This is a genomic window from Rhodovulum sp. YNF3179 (assembly GCF_050586465.1).
GTDB lineage: Bacteria > Pseudomonadota > Alphaproteobacteria > Rhodobacterales > Rhodobacteraceae > CAJXYS01.
Genome location: NZ_JBOCEG010000002.1, coordinates 274,663 through 290,346, shown reverse-complemented (window position 1 = coordinate 290,346; position 15,684 = coordinate 274,663). Strand labels below are relative to the sequence as shown.

General features: G+C 69.3%; 18 protein-coding genes and 1 tRNA gene. 10 read left to right on the top strand and 9 right to left on the bottom strand.

The window, feature by feature from the left end; translation table 11 throughout:
* Positions 1-1,638 (bottom strand): AMP-binding protein, encoded by a 1,638-nt coding sequence (locus tag ACQ5SP_RS04330; protein WP_430936811.1) that lies wholly within the window; start codon positions 1,636-1,638, stop codon positions 1-3.
* Entirely contained in the window at positions 1,635-2,042 is a 408-nt protein-coding gene (locus ACQ5SP_RS04325; RefSeq protein WP_430936809.1) for a hypothetical protein, read from the bottom strand. Before ACQ5SP_RS04325 ends, ACQ5SP_RS04330 begins: the two co-directional genes overlap by 4 nt.
* Before the next feature lie 86 nt (positions 2,043-2,128).
* On the opposite strand from ACQ5SP_RS04325, the gene moaA reads away from it, so the two are divergent.
* The gene (gene moaA / locus ACQ5SP_RS04320; RefSeq protein ID WP_430936807.1) at positions 2,129-3,139 is read left to right on the top strand and encodes a GTP 3',8-cyclase MoaA; all 1,011 of its coding nucleotides are present in this window, start codon (positions 2,129-2,131) and stop codon (positions 3,137-3,139) included.
* 24 nt (positions 3,140-3,163) lie between these two features.
* Here moaA and ACQ5SP_RS04315 read toward each other — a convergent pair whose 3' ends face one another.
* A complete protein-coding gene (locus ACQ5SP_RS04315) occupies positions 3,164-3,928 on the bottom strand; it encodes a GNAT family N-acetyltransferase (protein WP_430936805.1) in 765 nt (254 codons plus the stop codon).
* 114 nt (positions 3,929-4,042) lie between these two features.
* Here ACQ5SP_RS04315 and msrB point away from each other — a divergent pair, with 114 nt between their 5' ends.
* Positions 4,043-4,441, top strand: a complete 399-nt coding sequence (gene msrB / locus ACQ5SP_RS04310; RefSeq protein WP_430936803.1) for a peptide-methionine (R)-S-oxide reductase MsrB — start codon at positions 4,043-4,045, stop codon at positions 4,439-4,441.
* Here the strand turns inward: msrB and ACQ5SP_RS04305 are convergent.
* Positions 4,438-4,902: an outer membrane protein assembly factor BamE gene (locus ACQ5SP_RS04305; protein WP_430936801.1), complete on the bottom strand. Its 465-nt coding sequence runs from the start codon at positions 4,900-4,902 to the stop codon at positions 4,438-4,440. The two genes, msrB and ACQ5SP_RS04305, sit on opposite strands and share 4 nt — an antisense overlap.
* Positions 4,903-5,012: 110 nt before the next feature.
* Here ACQ5SP_RS04305 and ACQ5SP_RS04300 point away from each other — a divergent pair, with 110 nt between their 5' ends.
* The 8 genes from ACQ5SP_RS04300 (at position 5,013) to ACQ5SP_RS04265 (ending at position 10,410) form a co-directional block, all read left to right on the top strand.
* Positions 5,013-5,582: a YceD family protein gene (locus ACQ5SP_RS04300; RefSeq protein ID WP_430936799.1), complete on the top strand. Its 570-nt coding sequence runs from the start codon at positions 5,013-5,015 to the stop codon at positions 5,580-5,582.
* Positions 5,583-5,737: 155 nt separating this feature from the next.
* Positions 5,738-5,947, top strand: coding sequence for a 50S ribosomal protein L32 (rpmF, locus tag ACQ5SP_RS04295; protein WP_430936797.1), 210 nt, complete (start codon positions 5,738-5,740; stop codon positions 5,945-5,947).
* 22 nt (positions 5,948-5,969) lie between these two features.
* The gene (gene plsX / locus ACQ5SP_RS04290; RefSeq protein WP_430936795.1) at positions 5,970-7,073 is read left to right on the top strand and encodes a phosphate acyltransferase PlsX; all 1,104 of its coding nucleotides are present in this window, start codon (positions 5,970-5,972) and stop codon (positions 7,071-7,073) included.
* Positions 7,070-8,047: a beta-ketoacyl-ACP synthase III gene (locus tag ACQ5SP_RS04285; RefSeq protein ID WP_430936793.1), complete on the top strand. Its 978-nt coding sequence runs from the start codon at positions 7,070-7,072 to the stop codon at positions 8,045-8,047. Before plsX ends, ACQ5SP_RS04285 begins: the two co-directional genes overlap by 4 nt.
* 86 nt (positions 8,048-8,133) lie before the next feature.
* On the top strand, positions 8,134-8,436 hold the full coding sequence (ihfA, locus tag ACQ5SP_RS04280; protein WP_430936791.1) for an integration host factor subunit alpha: 303 nt from the start codon (positions 8,134-8,136) through the stop codon (positions 8,434-8,436).
* Positions 8,437-8,453: 17 nt separating this feature from the next.
* Positions 8,454-9,143, top strand: a complete 690-nt coding sequence (locus ACQ5SP_RS04275; RefSeq protein ID WP_430936789.1) for a MerR family transcriptional regulator — start codon at positions 8,454-8,456, stop codon at positions 9,141-9,143.
* A 73-nt stretch (positions 9,144-9,216) separates the two neighbouring features.
* A tRNA-Pro gene (locus ACQ5SP_RS04270) sits at positions 9,217-9,294 on the top strand.
* 30 nt (positions 9,295-9,324) lie between these two features.
* The gene (locus ACQ5SP_RS04265; RefSeq protein ID WP_430936787.1) at positions 9,325-10,410 is read left to right on the top strand and encodes a 2'-deoxycytidine 5'-triphosphate deaminase; all 1,086 of its coding nucleotides are present in this window, start codon (positions 9,325-9,327) and stop codon (positions 10,408-10,410) included.
* A gap of 17 nt (positions 10,411-10,427) precedes the next feature.
* Here ACQ5SP_RS04265 and scpB read toward each other — a convergent pair whose 3' ends face one another.
* From scpB to argS, 5 genes are all read right to left on the bottom strand, one after another.
* Positions 10,428-11,105, bottom strand: a complete 678-nt coding sequence (gene scpB, locus ACQ5SP_RS04260; protein ID WP_430936785.1) for an SMC-Scp complex subunit ScpB — start codon at positions 11,103-11,105, stop codon at positions 10,428-10,430.
* Positions 11,095-11,898 carry a segregation and condensation protein A gene (locus tag ACQ5SP_RS04255; RefSeq protein WP_430936783.1) on the bottom strand — a complete coding sequence of 268 codons (804 nt, stop codon included), beginning with the start codon at positions 11,896-11,898 and terminating at the stop codon, positions 11,095-11,097. The genes scpB and ACQ5SP_RS04255 overlap by 11 nt, the downstream gene beginning before the upstream one ends.
* Complete coding sequence (gene nagZ, locus ACQ5SP_RS04250) at positions 11,891-12,901, bottom strand: beta-N-acetylhexosaminidase (RefSeq protein ID WP_430936781.1); 1,011 nt, start codon at positions 12,899-12,901, stop codon at positions 11,891-11,893. Before nagZ ends, ACQ5SP_RS04255 begins: the two co-directional genes overlap by 8 nt.
* Positions 12,901-13,845, bottom strand: coding sequence for an SPOR domain-containing protein (locus ACQ5SP_RS04245; protein ID WP_430936779.1), 945 nt, complete (start codon positions 13,843-13,845; stop codon positions 12,901-12,903). The genes nagZ and ACQ5SP_RS04245 overlap by 1 nt, the downstream gene beginning before the upstream one ends.
* Before the next feature lie 88 nt (positions 13,846-13,933).
* Positions 13,934-15,679: an arginine--tRNA ligase gene (gene argS / locus ACQ5SP_RS04240; RefSeq protein ID WP_430936777.1), complete on the bottom strand. Its 1,746-nt coding sequence runs from the start codon at positions 15,677-15,679 to the stop codon at positions 13,934-13,936.
* Positions 15,680-15,684: the final 5 nt, after the last annotated feature.

The following is a 15,684-nucleotide window of genomic DNA, read 5'->3' as shown; positions in this document are numbered from 1 at the left end:
CTATTCTTCGGAAACGGCTTTCCTGCGCAGCGCACGGCGCATGATCTTGCCGGTCGCCGTCATCGGCATCTCGTCGATGACGTAGACGCGGCGCGGGGCGACATGGGGCGAGACCCGGCTGCGCACCCGGTCTATCAGCGCCGGTTCCATCCCCTCGGCCCGTGCCCCCTCGCGCAGCACCACGAAGGCCTGCACGACTTCCGTCCGCACCGGGTCGGGGACCCCCACCGCCGCGGCCATCACGACGTCGGGGTGCCCGGCGAGACAGCTTTCGATCTCGCCCGGCCCGATTCGGTAGCCGGCCGAGGTGATCACGTCATCGTCGCGGGCGACGAAGGTGAAATACCCGTCCGCGTCGCAGATGCCCATGTCGCCCGTGCGCATCCAGTCGCCGACGAATTTCTCTGCCGTCTTCTCGGGCTGGTTCCAGTAGCCGAGAAACATCGCCGGGTTCGGCCGGCGCACCGCGATCTCGCCGGTCTCGCCCGGCGCCAGCACGCGCCCTGCGTCGTCGATGATCGCCACGTCATGGCCCGGCACCGGCTTGCCCATCGATCCCGGCCGAACCTCCATCGTGCCGTGGCAGCTGGCCAGCACGAGATTGCATTCGGTCTGCCCGTAGAACTCGTTGATGCCGACGCCCAGCGTTCCCTGTGCCCAGTCCAGCATCTCGGCGCCGAGCGACTCGCCGCCCGATCCGATCGTGCGGATACCGAAGCCTTCGGGCACCGGCGCCGCGCGCATCAGCTTCAGCGCGGTGGGCGGCAGGAACAGGTTGCGGATCTTTTCGCGCCGGATCAGCGCCCAGGCCGCGGCCGGGTCGAACTTCGCCATGCGATGGGCCACCAGCGGCACGCCGTAGTAGAGACATGGCATCGCCATATCCATGAGCCCGCCGATCCACGCCCAGTCCGCCGGGGTCCAGCCGCAATCCCCGGGCTGGGGGAAGCCCTCGTGATGCAGTTCTATCGACGGCAGGTGCCCCAGCAGGAAGCGATGTGCATGCAGCGCGCCCTTGGGCGGCCCGGTGGTGCCGGATGTGTAGATCAGCACCGCCGGGTCGTCCGGCGTGGTCTCGGCCCGCACCGGGGCCCCGGAGGCCGCGGCCAGAAGGTCCTGCCAGCCGAGCGCCTCCTCCCCGGCCCCGTCGAGCGAGATGACGGTCGAGAGCCCCGGAAGATCGCCGCGCACCGCCATGAGCTTGTCCAGGTTCGCGGCATCGGTGATGACCGCCGCCGCCCCGCTGTCGGCAAGCCGGTAGCGCAGCGCGTCCGCGCCGAACAGGGTGAAAAGCGGCAGGACGATCGCGCCGAGCTTGTAGGCCGCCATATGGGTGACCAGCACTTCGGGGGCCTGCGCGAGCAGCACGCCGACCCGGTCGCCCCGCCCGATGCCGCGGGCGGCCAGCGCGTGCGCCAGCCGGTTCGACTGGTCCGACAGCCCGCCATAGGTCAGCGCCCGGCGCGCGCCGCTCTCGGTGACCTGGATGACGGCGACCCGGTCGGGCGCAACCGCGGCCCAGTCCTCGCAACAGGCATCGGCGATGCTGAACCGCGCGGGCCGCGGCCAGCGAAAGCTCTCCCGCATCGTGTCCCAGTCGCCAAGGGCCGGGATCAGCCGCTGCCCGGGCGCGCTCATTCCGCGTAGACGATCACTTCGGGCAGCGCCGTCAGCGGCAAGCCGAGCGCCTGCATCGCCTGCAGCGAAAGCTGTCCGCCGCCGCCCTCGGCCAGCGGGCGCAGGGTCACCGAGACGGCATCGCCGGTGCCGATCCTTTCCACGCGGCCCGGCCGTTCGCTGCCGACGAGGGGCGTCTTCAGCCAGAGCCCGGGCTCCCCAACATCGCCGAGCGAGGCCACCGTGCGCCCGAGCACCCCGTCGGGCGCTGCCGGCCGGGGCGCGGGCCGCGCCGTGCCGTCATCCGGGGTTTCGACCGCAACGTCTTGCGGGGACGACGCAGCGTCAGGCGGCGGGGCCGCCTGCCAGGCACAGCCGGCCAGCACCATCAGCGCCGCCGGCCCGATCCAGGACACATGTCTCATGATCCGCAGCCTAGGCGCTGCCCCCGCGCCTCGCAACGCATCTCTCGCGCCTTGCCCCGGACCCGAACCGCGCCTAGATTGCCGCCATGACCCAGGCACCGCTCATCGACCCGTTTGCCCGCCCGATCAATTACCTGCGGGTTTCCGTCACCGACCGCTGCGATTTCCGCTGCGTGTATTGCATGGCGGAAAACATGACGTTCCTGCCCAAGAAGGAACTCCTGACGCTGGAAGAGCTCGACCGCATGTGCTCGGCCTTCGTCGGTCTCGGGGTTGAGAAGCTGCGGATCACCGGGGGCGAGCCGCTGGTCCGTCGCGGCATCATGACGTTCTTCGAGTCGATGGCCCGCCATCTGGACTCGGGCGCGCTGCGGGAACTGACGCTGACCACCAACGGATCGCAGCTGCGCCGCTTCGCGCAGGATCTCGCGGCCCTCGGGGTCAAGCGGGTCAACATCTCGCTCGACACGCTCGACGAGAAGAAATTCGCCGACATCACCCGCTGGGGACGCCTGCCCCAGGTGCTGGACGGGATCGAGGCCGCGCAGGAAGCGGGGATGCGCGTCAAGATCAACACCGTCGCGCTCAAGGGTTTCAACGAGGACGAGTTGTTCACCCTCGTGGACTGGTGCGCCGGGCGGGGCATGGACCTGACCTTCATCGAGGTGATGCCCATGGGCGATCTCGGCAACGAGGATCGGCTCGACCAGTACTGGCCGCTCAAGGATCTTCGCGCCCGCCTCGAAGAGCGCTTCACCACCATCGACCTGGCCGAGAACACCGGCGGCCCCGCCCGCTATGTGCGGCTTGCCGAGACCGGGCAGAAGATCGGCTTCATCACGCCGCTCACCCATAATTTCTGCGAGAGCTGCAACCGCGTGCGGCTGACCTGCACGGGCGAGCTCTACATGTGTCTCGGCCAGGAGGACATGGCCGATCTTCGCGCGCCCCTGCGCGCCCATCCCGAGGATGACGCGCCACTCGTCGAGGCGATCCGCGCCGCCATCGCGCGCAAGCCCAGGGGGCACGACTTCGACTATTCGCGCCAGCAGGTCGGGGGCCAGATGTCACGCCATATGAGCCACACCGGCGGCTGAAAGGCGCGGCCCCGCGGGGGGCGTCTATCCCGCAGCCGCGCGCAAGAGCCGCGCACGCGTCGGCGGGATCGCGCGGATCTCGAGCCCGGTGAAGACGTGCAGCGTGTTCAGGTCGCGGTCGACCACGGCGTGGTCCGACACCCAGCCGCCCATCACGAGATAGGTGCGCAGCAGGGGCGGCATTTTCTGCATGGCCAGTTTCAGGTCCGGCTTGCGCAGCCGCAGCCGCCGCGCGAACTGGAACACCGCCGGCGCCTTGACCCGCGGCAGCCAGCGCTTGGGCGCAAGGTGGCGATCCTTGAGCAGCGCGAAGGCGTCCATGTAGGCCTCGGCCTCGGTACCCTGGAACGACGAGCAGCCGAAGAGCATCTCCACGCCCCGCTCGTCGACGTAGCGGGTCATCGCCGCCCAGGCCACGCGCAGAACGTCCGGATCGCGCACGTCCGGGTCGATGCAGAATCGGCCCATCTCGACCATCGGCCCGTCGAAGGCGGCGAGGCGCGACAGCTCGTAATACTGGGCGGCGTAGCTCTCTGCGATCTCGGCCCCGCGCGCGAGGTGCAGCAGCCGGAAGCAGCAGACGAGCCGGCCGCTGCGCGTGTCCTCGACCAGCACGTGGGTGCAGCGATCGTCGAACCGGTCCCGTTCCAGCCCGTCCGCGCGATCGCCGTCCGTGGCCGCGCCCCGTCCAGCGATGAAGCTGCGATAGCGCAGCCGCTGCGCCGCCTCGACATCGGCCGGCGTGCTGGCGAAACGCGCCGCGTACCGTCCTCTTGAGAATGCCCGCATATCTCCTGACCTCCACGCTGCCCTTGGCGCGCCGCCCGCGCCGGCCTAGCTTTATCCTTGGGCGCAGTCCTGCACAAAGAGCGTGACAGGGATTTGACAGGAGAAATTGCACAGATGACGGAGAAAGTTGTCAAGTCGGACGCCGAATGGCGTGAAGAGCTCTCCGAGCTGGCCTACCGGGTCACCCGCAAGGGCGCGACCGAGCGCGCCTTCACCCATGACGATTTCCCGAAGGCGCCCGGCACGTTCCGCTGCATCTGCTGCGGGGCGGCGCTCTTCGATGCGGGGGACAAGTTCGACTCGGGCACCGGCTGGCCCTCTTTCACCCGGCCGCTGTCGGAGGCCGCCGTGGGCGAGCGCGAGGACAATTCCTGGTTCATGCGGCGCACGGAAGTGCATTGCGCCCGCTGCGCGGCCCATCTGGGGCACGTCTTCCCCGACGGGCCCGCGCCGACCGGGCTGCGTTACTGCATGAACGGCGTCGCGCTCCGCTTCGAGCCGGCGGCCGGTTAACGCTCGCCCGCCAGCGCCTCTCCGACATTGATCCGGCCGAAGTTGCGCAGAAGCTGCTCGATCAGGGAAATCCCGCTGATATTGGTGTCGGTCACCCGGCGCGACAGCGGCACCACCCGGCCCGCTTCGAGCCCGAAGCGCTCAATATTGGCGACGCGGTCCGATCGGTCGAAGGAAATGGCGACGACCTCGCGCTCCACCTCTTCGGGGGGGCGGTAGGCGAAATGGCGCACGCGGCTCTGGACGTAATACCAGCCCGACTCCTGCAGAAGTCCGCGCGAGACCGGGCGCCCGATCTCTTCGGCGACGCTCTCGCGCGTGTCCACGCCGACCTCGATGCCGGCCAGTTCGCGGTCGGTCGGGGTGTAGCCGTGATTGCGGTATTGCGCACTGCAGGCGGATAGCGCGGCCAGCGCCACGACCACGGCGATTGCCCGTCCGGTCGTCGAAAGCGTGATCATGCCCGACCCCTTGCCTTGCCTGCCAATCCTTTATATCCGCTTACAGAAGTGAGGCCCCACGTTCAAGGAAGATGCGCTGCGTTCCCGGCGCGGCGCCCGGAGAGAGGCCGATGCCTGAGACCCCCGAGAACGAAGACGACGCGTCGATTCCCTGCAGCCACCCGATCCGGGTCGCCGATCTCGTGCAGCGCCGCGAGACGCCTTTCGAGATCACGCCCGACGCCGAGGCCCGCGCGCGGATCGCCAAGGCGCTCGGGGCGCTCGACATCCGCAAGCTGCGGTTTGGCGGCCGGCTGCGCCCGGCGGGCAAGCGCGACTGGGTGCTCGAGGGCCAGCTCGGCGCGACCGTGCGCCAATCCTGCATCGTCACGCTGGAGCCGGTGACGACCCGCATCGACGAGAAAGTGGTGCGCCGTTACATCGCCGGCATGGCATTGCCCGACGGCGGCGAGACCGAGATGCCCGAGGACGAAACCCGCGAACCGCTCGGCGCGGTGATCGATCCCGGCGCGGTGATGGTCGAGTCGCTGGCGCTGGCCATGCCGCTCTACCCGCGCGCCGATGCGGCGGAACATGGCGCGCAGGTCTACGCCCCCGAGGGCGCCGAACCGCTCACCGACGAGGCGATCCGCCCCTTCGCGGGTCTCGAGGACTTGAAAAGGAAGCTCGAGAAGAAATAAGGAGGCCCCGTGAAAAGGGGCTTGCGAATTCGGCCGATCCGAGTATGTTCCCGGCCTCGTTTGCACTGAGGATCGAGAGCGGTGTCGCACCGGGTGCGGTCCTGACAGAACGCCCAGAATTCAGGGGGCCCTGCCCCATAAACCGAGGATGAGACATGGCTGTCCCACAGAATAAAGTCACGCGGTCGCGCCGGAACCAGCGTCGCGCCCATGACGCGCTGACTGCCGCGAATCCGAACGAGTGCTCGAACTGCGGTGAGCTCAAGCGCCCGCATCACGTCTGCGCGTCCTGCGGCCATTACGACGATCGCGAGATCGTTGCCGTGGTCGAGGATGTGGATCTGGACGACGAAGACGCGGCGTAAGCGCCTTCGGGCGCATCCGCGCATGACGGCACAGAGCACCACCAGAACCGAGCAAAAACCGGGCACCGTGATCTCGGTCGACGCCATGGGCGGAGACCTGGGCGCGGCCGCCGTGGTCGCGGGCATGGCCAAGTCCGCGGCCAAGAATCCCGATATACGCTTCATCCTGCACGGCCCCGCCGAGGAACTCGCGCGCCTCGTCGCCAAGCGCGGCCTCACCGACCGTTGCGAGATCCGCGATGCCAATCGCGCGGTGTCGATGGACGAGAAGCCGAGCCACGTCATGCGGCACGGCAAGGGCACCTCGATGTGGTCGGCGATCGACTCGGTCCGGGAAGGCGAGGCCACGGTCTGCGTGTCCTGCGGCAACACCGGCGCGCTGATGGCGCTGTCGATGGTGCGCCTGAAGAAGGCGCCGGGCGTCAACCGCCCGGCCATCGCCTGTCTCTGGCCCTCGCGCAATCCCGGCGGCTTCAACGTCATGCTGGACGTCGGCGCCGATGTGCGCGCCGACGAGGAAGACCTGCTGCAATTCGCGCTGATGGGCGCCTCCTATGCGCGCAACGGCCTCGGGCTGCAGCAGCCGCGAATCGGGTTGCTCAACGTCGGCACCGAGGAACACAAGGGACGGGCCGAGCTGAAGACGGCCCACGACCTGATCTCGCGCGCCGCGCCAGAGAACGATTTCGACTTCGTCGGTTTCGTCGAGGGCGGCGACATCCCCTCTGACCGGGTCGACGTGATCGTGACCGACGGGTTCACCGGCAACATCGCGCTCAAGACCGGCGAGGGAACGGCGACGCTGATCCGCGCCTTCCTGGCCGACGCCTTCCGCCACACGCCGCTGTCGCGGATCGGGGCGCTTTTCGCGATGACCTCTCTGCGCCGGCTGCAGAAACGCATCGACCCGCGCCGCGTCAATGGCGGCGTGTTCCTGGGGCTCAACGGCACGGTCATCAAGTCCCATGGCGCCGCCGACGAGACCGGGGTCTCGGCGGCCATAAAGCTGGCCTTCAAGCTGGCGCAGACGGGCTTCACCGAGCGGCTCGCGGCACGGGTTGCATCCGGGAGTCTGCCGCGTAAAGATGCCGCCCACGACAGCACTCAGAGCGGTTCGCAAGAATGACCAAAACACGAGCCGTCGTTCGGGGGGTCGGGCACTATCTGCCGGCGCGGGTGGTTCCCAACAGCGACTTCGAGAAGACGCTGGACACCAGCGACGAATGGATCCGGGCCCGGACCGGCATCGAACGGCGTCACTTTGCCGCCGAGGACGAGAACACCTCGGACCTCGCGCTCAGGGCGGCCGAGGCCGCCCTGGCCGATGCCGGCCTGACCGCCGCGGACATCGACGGTATCGTGGTCGCCACCTCGACCCCGGACCTGACCTTTCCCTCCACCGCCACCAAGGTGCAGGCGGCGCTCAACATGACGGGCGGCTTCGCCTATGACCTGCAGGCGGTCTGCGCGGGGTTCGTCTACGCGCTGGCCAATGCCCACGCGATGATCCTGTCCGGCATCGCGCAGCGCGTGCTCGTGATCGGCGCCGAGACCTTCTCGCGCATCCTCGACATGGAAGATCGCGCGACCTGCGTGCTGTTCGGGGACGGCGCCGGCGCCGTGGTGGTCGAGGCCGACGCGCAGCCCGGCGGCGCGGACGATCGCGGCATCCTGTCGGTGGATCTCAATTCCGACGGGCGCTACCGCAATATCCTCTATGTCGACGGCGGTGTCTCGACGACCGGCACGGCCGGGTATCTTCGCATGGAAGGGCGCGAGGTGTTCCGCCACGCCGTCGAGAAACTCGCCCATACCGCCGAGACCGCGCTCGAACGGGCCGGGCTCTCGGGCGACGACGTGGACTGGATCGTGCCCCACCAGGCGAACCTTCGGATCATCAAGTCCACGGCGGCCCGCATGGGTGTCCCGATGGAGCGCGTGGTGGTCACCGTCCAGGATCACGGCAACACCTCTGCGGCCTCGATTCCGCTCGCATTGTCGGTCGCCAAGGCCGAAGGCAAGATCAAGCCCGGCGACCTGATCGTGACCGAAGCGATCGGCGGCGGACTGGCCTGGGGGGCGGTCGTCCTGCGGTGGTAGCGAATATGCGCCGTGTTTCAAGTCGTTGATGTTGACTCCTAAACTTCGTTCTCCGTATCCTCGTCGCGTTCTCAGGGGGGATCGTGATGAGCGGAAAAACAATAACCCGCATGGACCTCAGCGAAGCGGTGTTCCGCGAGGTCGGCCTGTCGCGCAATGAATCGGCCGATCTGGTCGAGAGCGTTCTGCAACACATGTCCGACGCGCTGGTCCGGGGCGAGACGGTAAAAATCTCGTCTTTCGGGACATTTAGCGTGCGCGAGAAATCCGCCCGCATGGGTCGGAACCCGAAGACGGGCGAGGAAGTGCCCATCCTGCCCCGCCGGGTCCTCAGCTTCAGACCGTCGCATCTGATGAAGGACCGGGTCGCGGCGGGCAACAGGCGCTGATCCGGGCGCGCCGAGCCATGAAGAAATCTCCCGAAGCGTTCCGCACCATCAGCGAAGTGGCCGAGTGGCTCGACACGCCGGCCCATGTGCTGCGCTTCTGGGAAAGCCGGTTCGGCCAGATCAAGCCGGTCAAGCGCGCCGGCGGGCGGCGATACTACCGCCCGTCCGACATGCGCCTGCTGGGCGGGATCAAGAAACTTCTGCACGAAGACGGCGTCACGATCCGCGGCGTCCAGAAGATCCTGCGGGAAAAGGGCGTCAAGCATGTCGCGGCGCTCTCTCCGGCCGTGAACGGCGCCGAGGGTCAGGACCAGCCCGAGACGACGGATACCCGGCCCGCCGCCCCGGCGCAGCCCGCGGCGCCGGCCACCGCCCCTGCCCCGTCGCCCGCAGCGGCCGGACATGCGGCCGAAAACGAAGCGCCCGAACTGCCCTTCGCGCAGCCCGCCCCGGCCCGGCCGGCCGAGCCCGCGGCGCCGCCCCCCGTGACCGAGACCACCGCCCCGGCCATGGCCGCGATCCCCGCCGATCCCGAGGACGACGGCGCCGAACCGGCGCAGGCCATTCCCGCCTTTCTCAAGCGGGTGCGCAGCACGCCCGAGACGCTCGCCGAGCTCGATCCGTCGCGCCGCGCGCAGGTGACCGACCTCTACCGCCGCCTCAAGGCACTGCGCGACCGCATGTCCGAGGACGCGGCGCGCGGATGATCGGGAAAACGGCGTGCCGGCCCGCGACTTCGCGCTTGCGCACCGGCGCAAATCAGATATGTATGGCGCCCGTCGGGCCGTGGCGCAGCCTGGTTAGCGCGTTCGTCTGGGGGACGAAAGGTCGCGAGTTCGAATCTCGCCGGCCCGACCATCTACCGAAGATCACGCCGGAGGCGGCATCATGACAGGCGGCACCGGCGTCCTGCCTTTCCAGGAAATCCGCGGCCTGATCGACGGCGGCGCCATCGGCGCCGACACCGCCATTCCCGACGCCCAGATCCAGCCTGCCAGTCTCGACCTTCGCCTCGGCGCGACCGCCTGGCGCGTGCGCGCCTCGTTCCTCGCCGGGCAGAGCCGCAGCGTCGCCGGGCGGCTGGAAGAGTTCGGCATGCACGAGATCGCCCTTGGCGACGGCGCGGTGCTGGAAAAGGGCTGTGTCTACGTCGTCAAGCTGATGGAGCGGCTGACCCTGCCCGTGGGCGTGCAGGCCGTCGCCAACGCCAAGAGCTCGACCGGGCGGCTCGACCTGCTGACCCGCCTCATCACCGATAACGGAACCGAATTCGACCGGATACCGGCCGGCTATGACGGCCCCCTCTATGCCGAGATCTGCCCGCGCAGCTTCTCGGTTCTGGTGCGCCCCGGCATGCGGCTCAACCAGATCCGCTTCCGCCGTGGCCAGGCGGTGCTGGAAGACGCGGCGCTAAAGCGGCTGCAGGCCGATGTGGGGCTGGTCTCCGGCGAGGCGCGGATCGATGGGGGGCTTGGCTTCTCGGTCGACCTGGAGCCGGGCGCGGACGGGCTCGTCGGCTGGCAGGCGCGACCCCATACCGGCGTGATCGACCTTGACCGGATCGGGGCCTACGACCCGGCCGAGTTCTGGGACCCGATCCGGACGGACCGGCGCCACATCATCCTCGATCCCGGCGCCTTCTACATCCTCGTCAGCCGCGAGGCCGTCACCATCCCGCCCGACTGCGCCGCGGAGATGGCGCCCTACCTCGCCATGGTGGGGGAGTTCCGGGTGCATTACGCGGGCTTCTTCGATCCCGGCTTCGGCCATGACGCCGCCGGCGGCGCCGGATCGCGCGGCGTCCTCGAGGTGCGCTGCCACGAGGCTCCCTTCGTCCTGGAACACGGCCAGACGGTCGGACGGCTCGTCTACGAACGCATGGCCGCGGTGCCCGCCCGGCTTTACGGCGCCGAGATCGCGTCCAACTACCAGGGCCAGGGGCTGAAGCTTTCCAAGCACTTCCGCGCCGCCTGAGGCGCGGTGCCCCGGCCCTAGTCGAACATGTCCGACTGATCCTCGGGGGCGATGTCGTCGCCGTCCACGTCCTCGTCCCCCGCGTCGGGCATCCCCGGCATGTTGCCGGGTGGCGGCCGGCTTTCCAGCAGCCCGGCCGAGCGCAGTTCCTTCAGGCCGGGCAGGTCGCGCGCCGACTCGAGACCGAAATGATCGAGGAAATCCTGCGTGACGACGAAAGTGACGGGCCGGCCCGGCGTCATGCGCCGGCGGCCGAAGCGGATCCACTCCATCTCCATCAAGAGGTCGATGGTGCCCCGGCTGACCGAAACGCCCCGGATTTCCTCGATCTCGGCGCGGGTGACGGGCTGGTGGTAGGCGATGATCGCCAGCGTCTCGATCGCCGCGCGGCTGAGCTTGCGGGTCTCGACCGTCTCTTTCTGCATCAGGAAGCCGAGATCGGACGCCGTGCGCATCGCCCAGGCATCGCCAACGCGGCGCAGCTGCACCCCGCGCCCCTCGTAGCGCTTCTTCAGATGGGCCAGCGCCTCGGCCGCGTCACAGCCATGGGGCAGCCGGTCCGCGATCTCGCGCGCGGTGATCGGCTCGGCCGTGGCGAAGAGGATCGCCTCGACCATGCGCTCCTGCTCGGCCATGGGCGGGGCCTGAAACAGGCTCTCCTCTTCCTCGGCCGCAGTGTCGTTCTCAGCCGCCATGGGCGTCCGTCCTCCGTCTCAGGCGAATGGGGGCGAAGGTCTCGTCCTGGGCCAGTTCTACCTCGCCCCGCTTCGCGAGTTCCAGAGAGGCCGCGAACGTCGAGGCCGTGGCCGAGCGCCGCTTGGCCGGGTCCATCGCCCAGCCCTCGGGGAGATAGCTGGCCAGGTCGGTCCAGTCACCGGCGAAGCCGATAAGGCTCCGCATCTGGTTCAGCGCCTCTTCCATGGTGAAGACCGCCTCCCGGTCCATGACGTAGGGGCGGAAATCGTCACGCGTCCGGACCCGCGCATAGCCCTGCATCAGGTCGAGCAGCGTGGCGCTGTATTCCACGCGGCGAATCCGCGTGACGTCTTCCGGCAGGCCGCGCGCGAAGGTGTCGCGCCCCAGCTGGTCGCGCGCCATCAGCTTCGCGGCCGCCTCGCGCATGGCCTGGAGCCGCTCGAGCTGGAACGCGAGATGCGCGGCCAGTTCCTCGCCGCTGGGGCCGTCCTCGGTCGGGTCGGGGGGCAGCAGGAGCCGGGATTTCAGAAAGGCGAGCCAGGCCGCCATCACGAGGTAGTCGGCCGCGAGTTCGATCCGCAGGCGCTTGGCCTCCTCGACGAAGCGCAGGTATTGCTCGGCCAGCTGCAAGACCGAGATCTTCCGCAGGTCCACCTTCTGGGTGCGCGAGAGCGTGAGCAGCAGGTCCAGGGGCCCCTCGTAGCCCTCCACGTCGACGATCAGCGCCTCTGCCTCGCGGCGGGCGGCGACGCTGTCGGGTTCGGCGTCCCAGTCGTCCTGCGGCTCAGCCATCGGCGGCCCCGGCCAGCAGTCCCCGGTATTCGGCGTCGAGCAGGTCGAGATCGGCCGGCTCGGGGGGGCGGCGCGCGGACACGGCCCGGGCGGCCCGCAGCGCCGCGGGTTCCGAAAGCGGCCCGGCGGCCGCCGCGACGGCCTCCATCTCGGCCATGTCGCCGTTGCAGTGCAGGATCATGTCGCAGCCGGCAGCCATCGCACGGGCCGCGCGGGCGCCGATCCCGCCGCTGAGGGCGGACATGGATATGTCGTCGGTCATCAGCACACCGTCGAAGCCGATCTCGTCCCGGATCAACGCGACCACCGCGGCGCTTTCGGTCGCGGGGCGCTCCGGGTCGATCCCTTCATAGACGATATGCGCCGTCATGCCGAGAGGCAGGTCGGCGAGCGCCCGGAAGGCGGCGAAATCCGTCGCCGCGAGCATTGCATGCTCCGCGCTGACCCGCGGCAGTTCGAGGTGGCTGTCGGCGGTGGCGCGGCCATGACCGGGAATGTGCTTGAGAACCGGCAGAACGCCGCCGGCCAGGCAGCCATCGGCCACGGCCCGCCCGGCGCGCGCCACGGTGTCCGGATCGCTCCCGTAACAGCGGTTCCGCAGAACCGGGTGGGTTTCCGGCGTGGCGATATCGGCAATCGGCGCGCAGTTGGCGTCGATGCCGAGCGCGGCGAGTTCCGCCGCGATCAGGCGATAGCGCAGCCACATGGCCCGCGCGGCACGGGCGGGCGCGACCATCGCCATCTGGTCGAGCGGCGCCGGCCAGGCGCGGGCCAGGGGCGGACCCAGCCGCGCGACGCGTCCGCCCTCCTGGTCGATGAAGATCGGGGCGTCGCGCCCGACGGCCGCGCGGAGTTCATCCGTCAGCCGGCGGATCTGCGCGGCGTCGCGCAGGTTGCGATCGAACAGGATGAAGCCCCATGGCGCCGCCTCGGCGAAGAAGCGGCGTTCGGCCTCCGTCAGCTCCTCGCCCGCCAGGCCGAGGATCGAGGCCCCGGCGCCCATCAGCGTGCGGTCACCGGTATGCAGGCCGTGTCGCGGGCCAGCAGCGCCGAGCAGAAGCGGCGCGAGTCGTCGACACCGTCGAACCCCACGACCCGCAGCCGGTAAAAGACCCGTCCGCCGCTTTCGGCCTTCTGGACGACACGCTGCTTGTCAGCGAGCAAATCGTCATGGGCCGCGACCAGGCGGTCCCATTCGGCGCGCGCGGTCTCGGCGTCGTCGAAGGCGCCCAGCTGCGCAAGCCGCGTGCCCGCCGCAAGCGCCGCCGGATCCAGTTCGATCCTTGCCGGGCCCACGCGATCCGCCGCACCCAGGTTCTGGCGCGCGGCGATGTCCATTTCCGGGCGCGGCGCGGGCCGGGGCGACCGGCGCAGCCCCGGCACGCTTGTCGACAGGATGTCGGGGCTGTCCGCCGCGGCCGCGTCTGCGCTTGTCTCCGTGCTTGCCGCTGCGTCCGGCACCGGCGTGACGCTTTCCTCGGCGAGGCTCACACCCAGCGGCCCGGGATCGGGGAATTCGCGCCCCATGCGTTCGGCCTCGGCGATGCGGATCGCCTCGGGGATGCTGACGCCCTCGGCGATGGCGTCCTCGCGGCTGGGCGGGCGGAGCGCCCCGCGCGGCTTGTCTTCCTCGGTCAGGTCGATGGGATCGGGGGCCAGCACGACCCGGTTGGGGGGCTCCTCGACGCCGCCATCGGCCTGCACCGCGTTCACCGCCAGCCCCTGGTGATCGGCCGCCATTCCGCCGGGATCTTCCGGCGCCTCGCGCATCGGACCCTCGAGGGCCCGGATCACCGGCACCTCGCTCACGTCGCGCATGGTCAGCTGGTAGCCCCAGATCGAAAGCCCCACCACGAGTCCGACCGACAGGGCCGCGCCCGTCCAGTTGACAACGGCCGTCAGGGCGCCCGTCGTCGGCGCATCGGCCCCATCGTCATCGTAATCCATGTCAGCCATCGCTCAGCCTCGTTCAGCGCCCGCTTGTTTTCGCGTGGCTTTGCCTGCTCGAGCCCGGCCGCGCCGATCGCAGTGCCTGTCAGCGCATTTCCTCGACCGGGGTCACCCCAAGAATACCAAGACCAGCCGAAATAACAACGGCGGTGGCGCGAATCAGGGCGATTTTTGTCCGGCTCGTCTCGGGGGCGTCCTCTTGCAGGAAGCGCAGCGACGGGTCGTCATTGCCCCGGTTCCAGAGCGCGTGCAGCTCGCTGGCCAGCTCGTAGAGGTAGAAGGCCACCCTGTGCGGCTCATGGTGGCGCGCGGCGATTTCCACCAGCCGCGGCCATTCGCCGATCTTCTTGGCGAGCGCGATCTCCGCCTCGTGGGCGAGGTCCGAGAGGTCGAGCGCGGCCAGGCCGGCATCGTCCACGGCGATGCCCGCGGCCGCGGCCTTGCGCAGCACCGAGCAGACCCGCGCATGGGCGTATTGCACGTAGAAGACCGGGTTGTCCTTCGACTGCTCCAGCACCTTGTCGAAATCGAAGTCCAGCGGCGCATCGTTCTTGCGCGTCAGCATCACGAAGCGGGTGACGTCCGGGCCGACCTGCTCGACCACGTCGCGGAGCGTCACGAAGGTGCCGGCCCGCTTGGACATCTTGAAGGGTTCGCCGTTCTTGTAAAGCTTCACCAGCTGGCAGAGCTTGACGTCGAGCGGCACCCGCCCGTTCGACAGCGCCGAGACCGCGGCCTTCATCCGCTTGACGTAACCGCCGTGATCTGCACCGAAGACGTCGATCAGCTCGTCGAAGCCGCGGTCGATCTTGTCGTAGTGATAGGCGATGTCCGGGGCGAAATAGGTCCAGGACCCGTCCGACTTGCGGATCGGGCGGTCCACATCGTCGCCATGCGCGGTGGAGCGGAACAGCGTCTGCTCGCGCGGCTCCCAGTCCTCGGGCGTCTTGCCCTTGGGCGGCTCCAGCACGCCGGTATAGATCAGTCCCTGCTCCTCGAGCTCGGACAGCGCCTCCTCGATGCGGCCGGTGCCGTAGAGCGACTTTTCGCTGTAGAAGACGTCCATCTCGACGCCGAGCACGGCGAGATCGGCGCGGATCATGTCCATCATCTTCAGGGTGGCGAAATCGCGGATCTCGGCCAGCCAGACCGATTCCGGCTGGTCGACCCAGCGCGCGCCGACCTCCTCGGCCAGCGCCTCGCCCACCGGGATCAGGTAGTCGCCGGGATAGGTGCCGTCCTCGAAGGCGACCTGCTGGCCCAGCGCCTCGAGATAGCGCAGGTAAACGGACCGGGCGAGCACGTCGACCTGCGCGCCGCCGTCGTTGATGTAGTATTCCCGCGTCACCGCGTAACCCGCGAAATCCAGCAGGCTCGCCAGCGCGTCGCCGAAGACGGCGCCGCGGGTGTGACCGACATGCAGCGGCCCGGTCGGGTTGGCCGAGACGTATTCCACGTTGACCTTCCGGCCCTGCCCCATCCGCGAGGCGCCGAAGCCCGCCCCGGCGGTCAGCGCGGCGGCGACCACCCGATGCCAGGCGGCGGGCTCGAGCCGCAGGTTCAGGAAGCCGGGCCCGGCCACCTCGGCCACCGCGATGCGCGGGTCGGCGGCCAGCTTGTCGGCCAGGCCGGCGGCGATGTCGCGCGGCTTCAGGCCCGCGGGCTTGGCCAGCACCATCGCGGCATTCGTGGCCATGTCGCCATGTGCCGGGTCGCGCGGCGGCTCCACCGCGACATTGGCGAAATCGAGGCCGTCGGGCAGCGCGCCTTCGGCCACCATGTCGTTCAGGCTGCCGATCACGAGGTGATGGAGTTCGGAAAAGAGGTTCATGTCTG

Bases quoted from the DNA above. Each gene is read 5' to 3' on its own strand.
- ACQ5SP_RS04330 (WP_430936811.1), bottom strand. From the start codon at position 1,638: ATGAGCGCGCCCGGGCAGCGGCTGATCCCGGCCCTTGGCGACTGGGAC.
- msrB (WP_430936803.1), top strand. From the start codon at position 4,043: ATGACGGAGAAAGTTGTCAAGTCGGACGCCGAATGGCGTGAAGAGCTC.
- nagZ (WP_430936781.1), bottom strand. From the start codon at position 12,901: ATGGGCGCCGGGGCCTCGATCCTCGGCCTGGCGGGCGAGGAGCTGACG.
- ACQ5SP_RS04275 (WP_430936789.1), top strand. From the start codon at position 8,454: ATGAAGAAATCTCCCGAAGCGTTCCGCACCATCAGCGAAGTGGCCGAG.
- ACQ5SP_RS04255 (WP_430936783.1), bottom strand. From the start codon at position 11,898: ATGGCTGAGCCGCAGGACGACTGGGACGCCGAACCCGACAGCGTCGCC.
- ACQ5SP_RS04305 (WP_430936801.1), bottom strand. From the start codon at position 4,902: ATGATCACGCTTTCGACGACCGGACGGGCAATCGCCGTGGTCGTGGCG.
- moaA (WP_430936807.1), top strand. From the start codon at position 2,129: ATGACCCAGGCACCGCTCATCGACCCGTTTGCCCGCCCGATCAATTAC.
- ACQ5SP_RS04315 (WP_430936805.1), bottom strand. From the start codon at position 3,928: ATGCGGGCATTCTCAAGAGGACGGTACGCGGCGCGTTTCGCCAGCACG.
- ihfA (WP_430936791.1), top strand. From the start codon at position 8,134: ATGAGCGGAAAAACAATAACCCGCATGGACCTCAGCGAAGCGGTGTTC.
- ACQ5SP_RS04285 (WP_430936793.1), top strand. From the start codon at position 7,070: ATGACCAAAACACGAGCCGTCGTTCGGGGGGTCGGGCACTATCTGCCG.
- plsX (WP_430936795.1), top strand. From the start codon at position 5,970: ATGACGGCACAGAGCACCACCAGAACCGAGCAAAAACCGGGCACCGTG.
- rpmF (WP_430936797.1), top strand. From the start codon at position 5,738: ATGGCTGTCCCACAGAATAAAGTCACGCGGTCGCGCCGGAACCAGCGT.
- scpB (WP_430936785.1), bottom strand. From the start codon at position 11,105: ATGGCGGCTGAGAACGACACTGCGGCCGAGGAAGAGGAGAGCCTGTTT.
- ACQ5SP_RS04300 (WP_430936799.1), top strand. From the start codon at position 5,013: ATGCCTGAGACCCCCGAGAACGAAGACGACGCGTCGATTCCCTGCAGC.
- ACQ5SP_RS04265 (WP_430936787.1), top strand. From the start codon at position 9,325: ATGACAGGCGGCACCGGCGTCCTGCCTTTCCAGGAAATCCGCGGCCTG.
- ACQ5SP_RS04245 (WP_430936779.1), bottom strand. From the start codon at position 13,845: ATGGATTACGATGACGATGGGGCCGATGCGCCGACGACGGGCGCCCTG.
- argS (WP_430936777.1), bottom strand. From the start codon at position 15,679: ATGAACCTCTTTTCCGAACTCCATCACCTCGTGATCGGCAGCCTGAAC.
- ACQ5SP_RS04325 (WP_430936809.1), bottom strand. From the start codon at position 2,042: ATGAGACATGTGTCCTGGATCGGGCCGGCGGCGCTGATGGTGCTGGCC.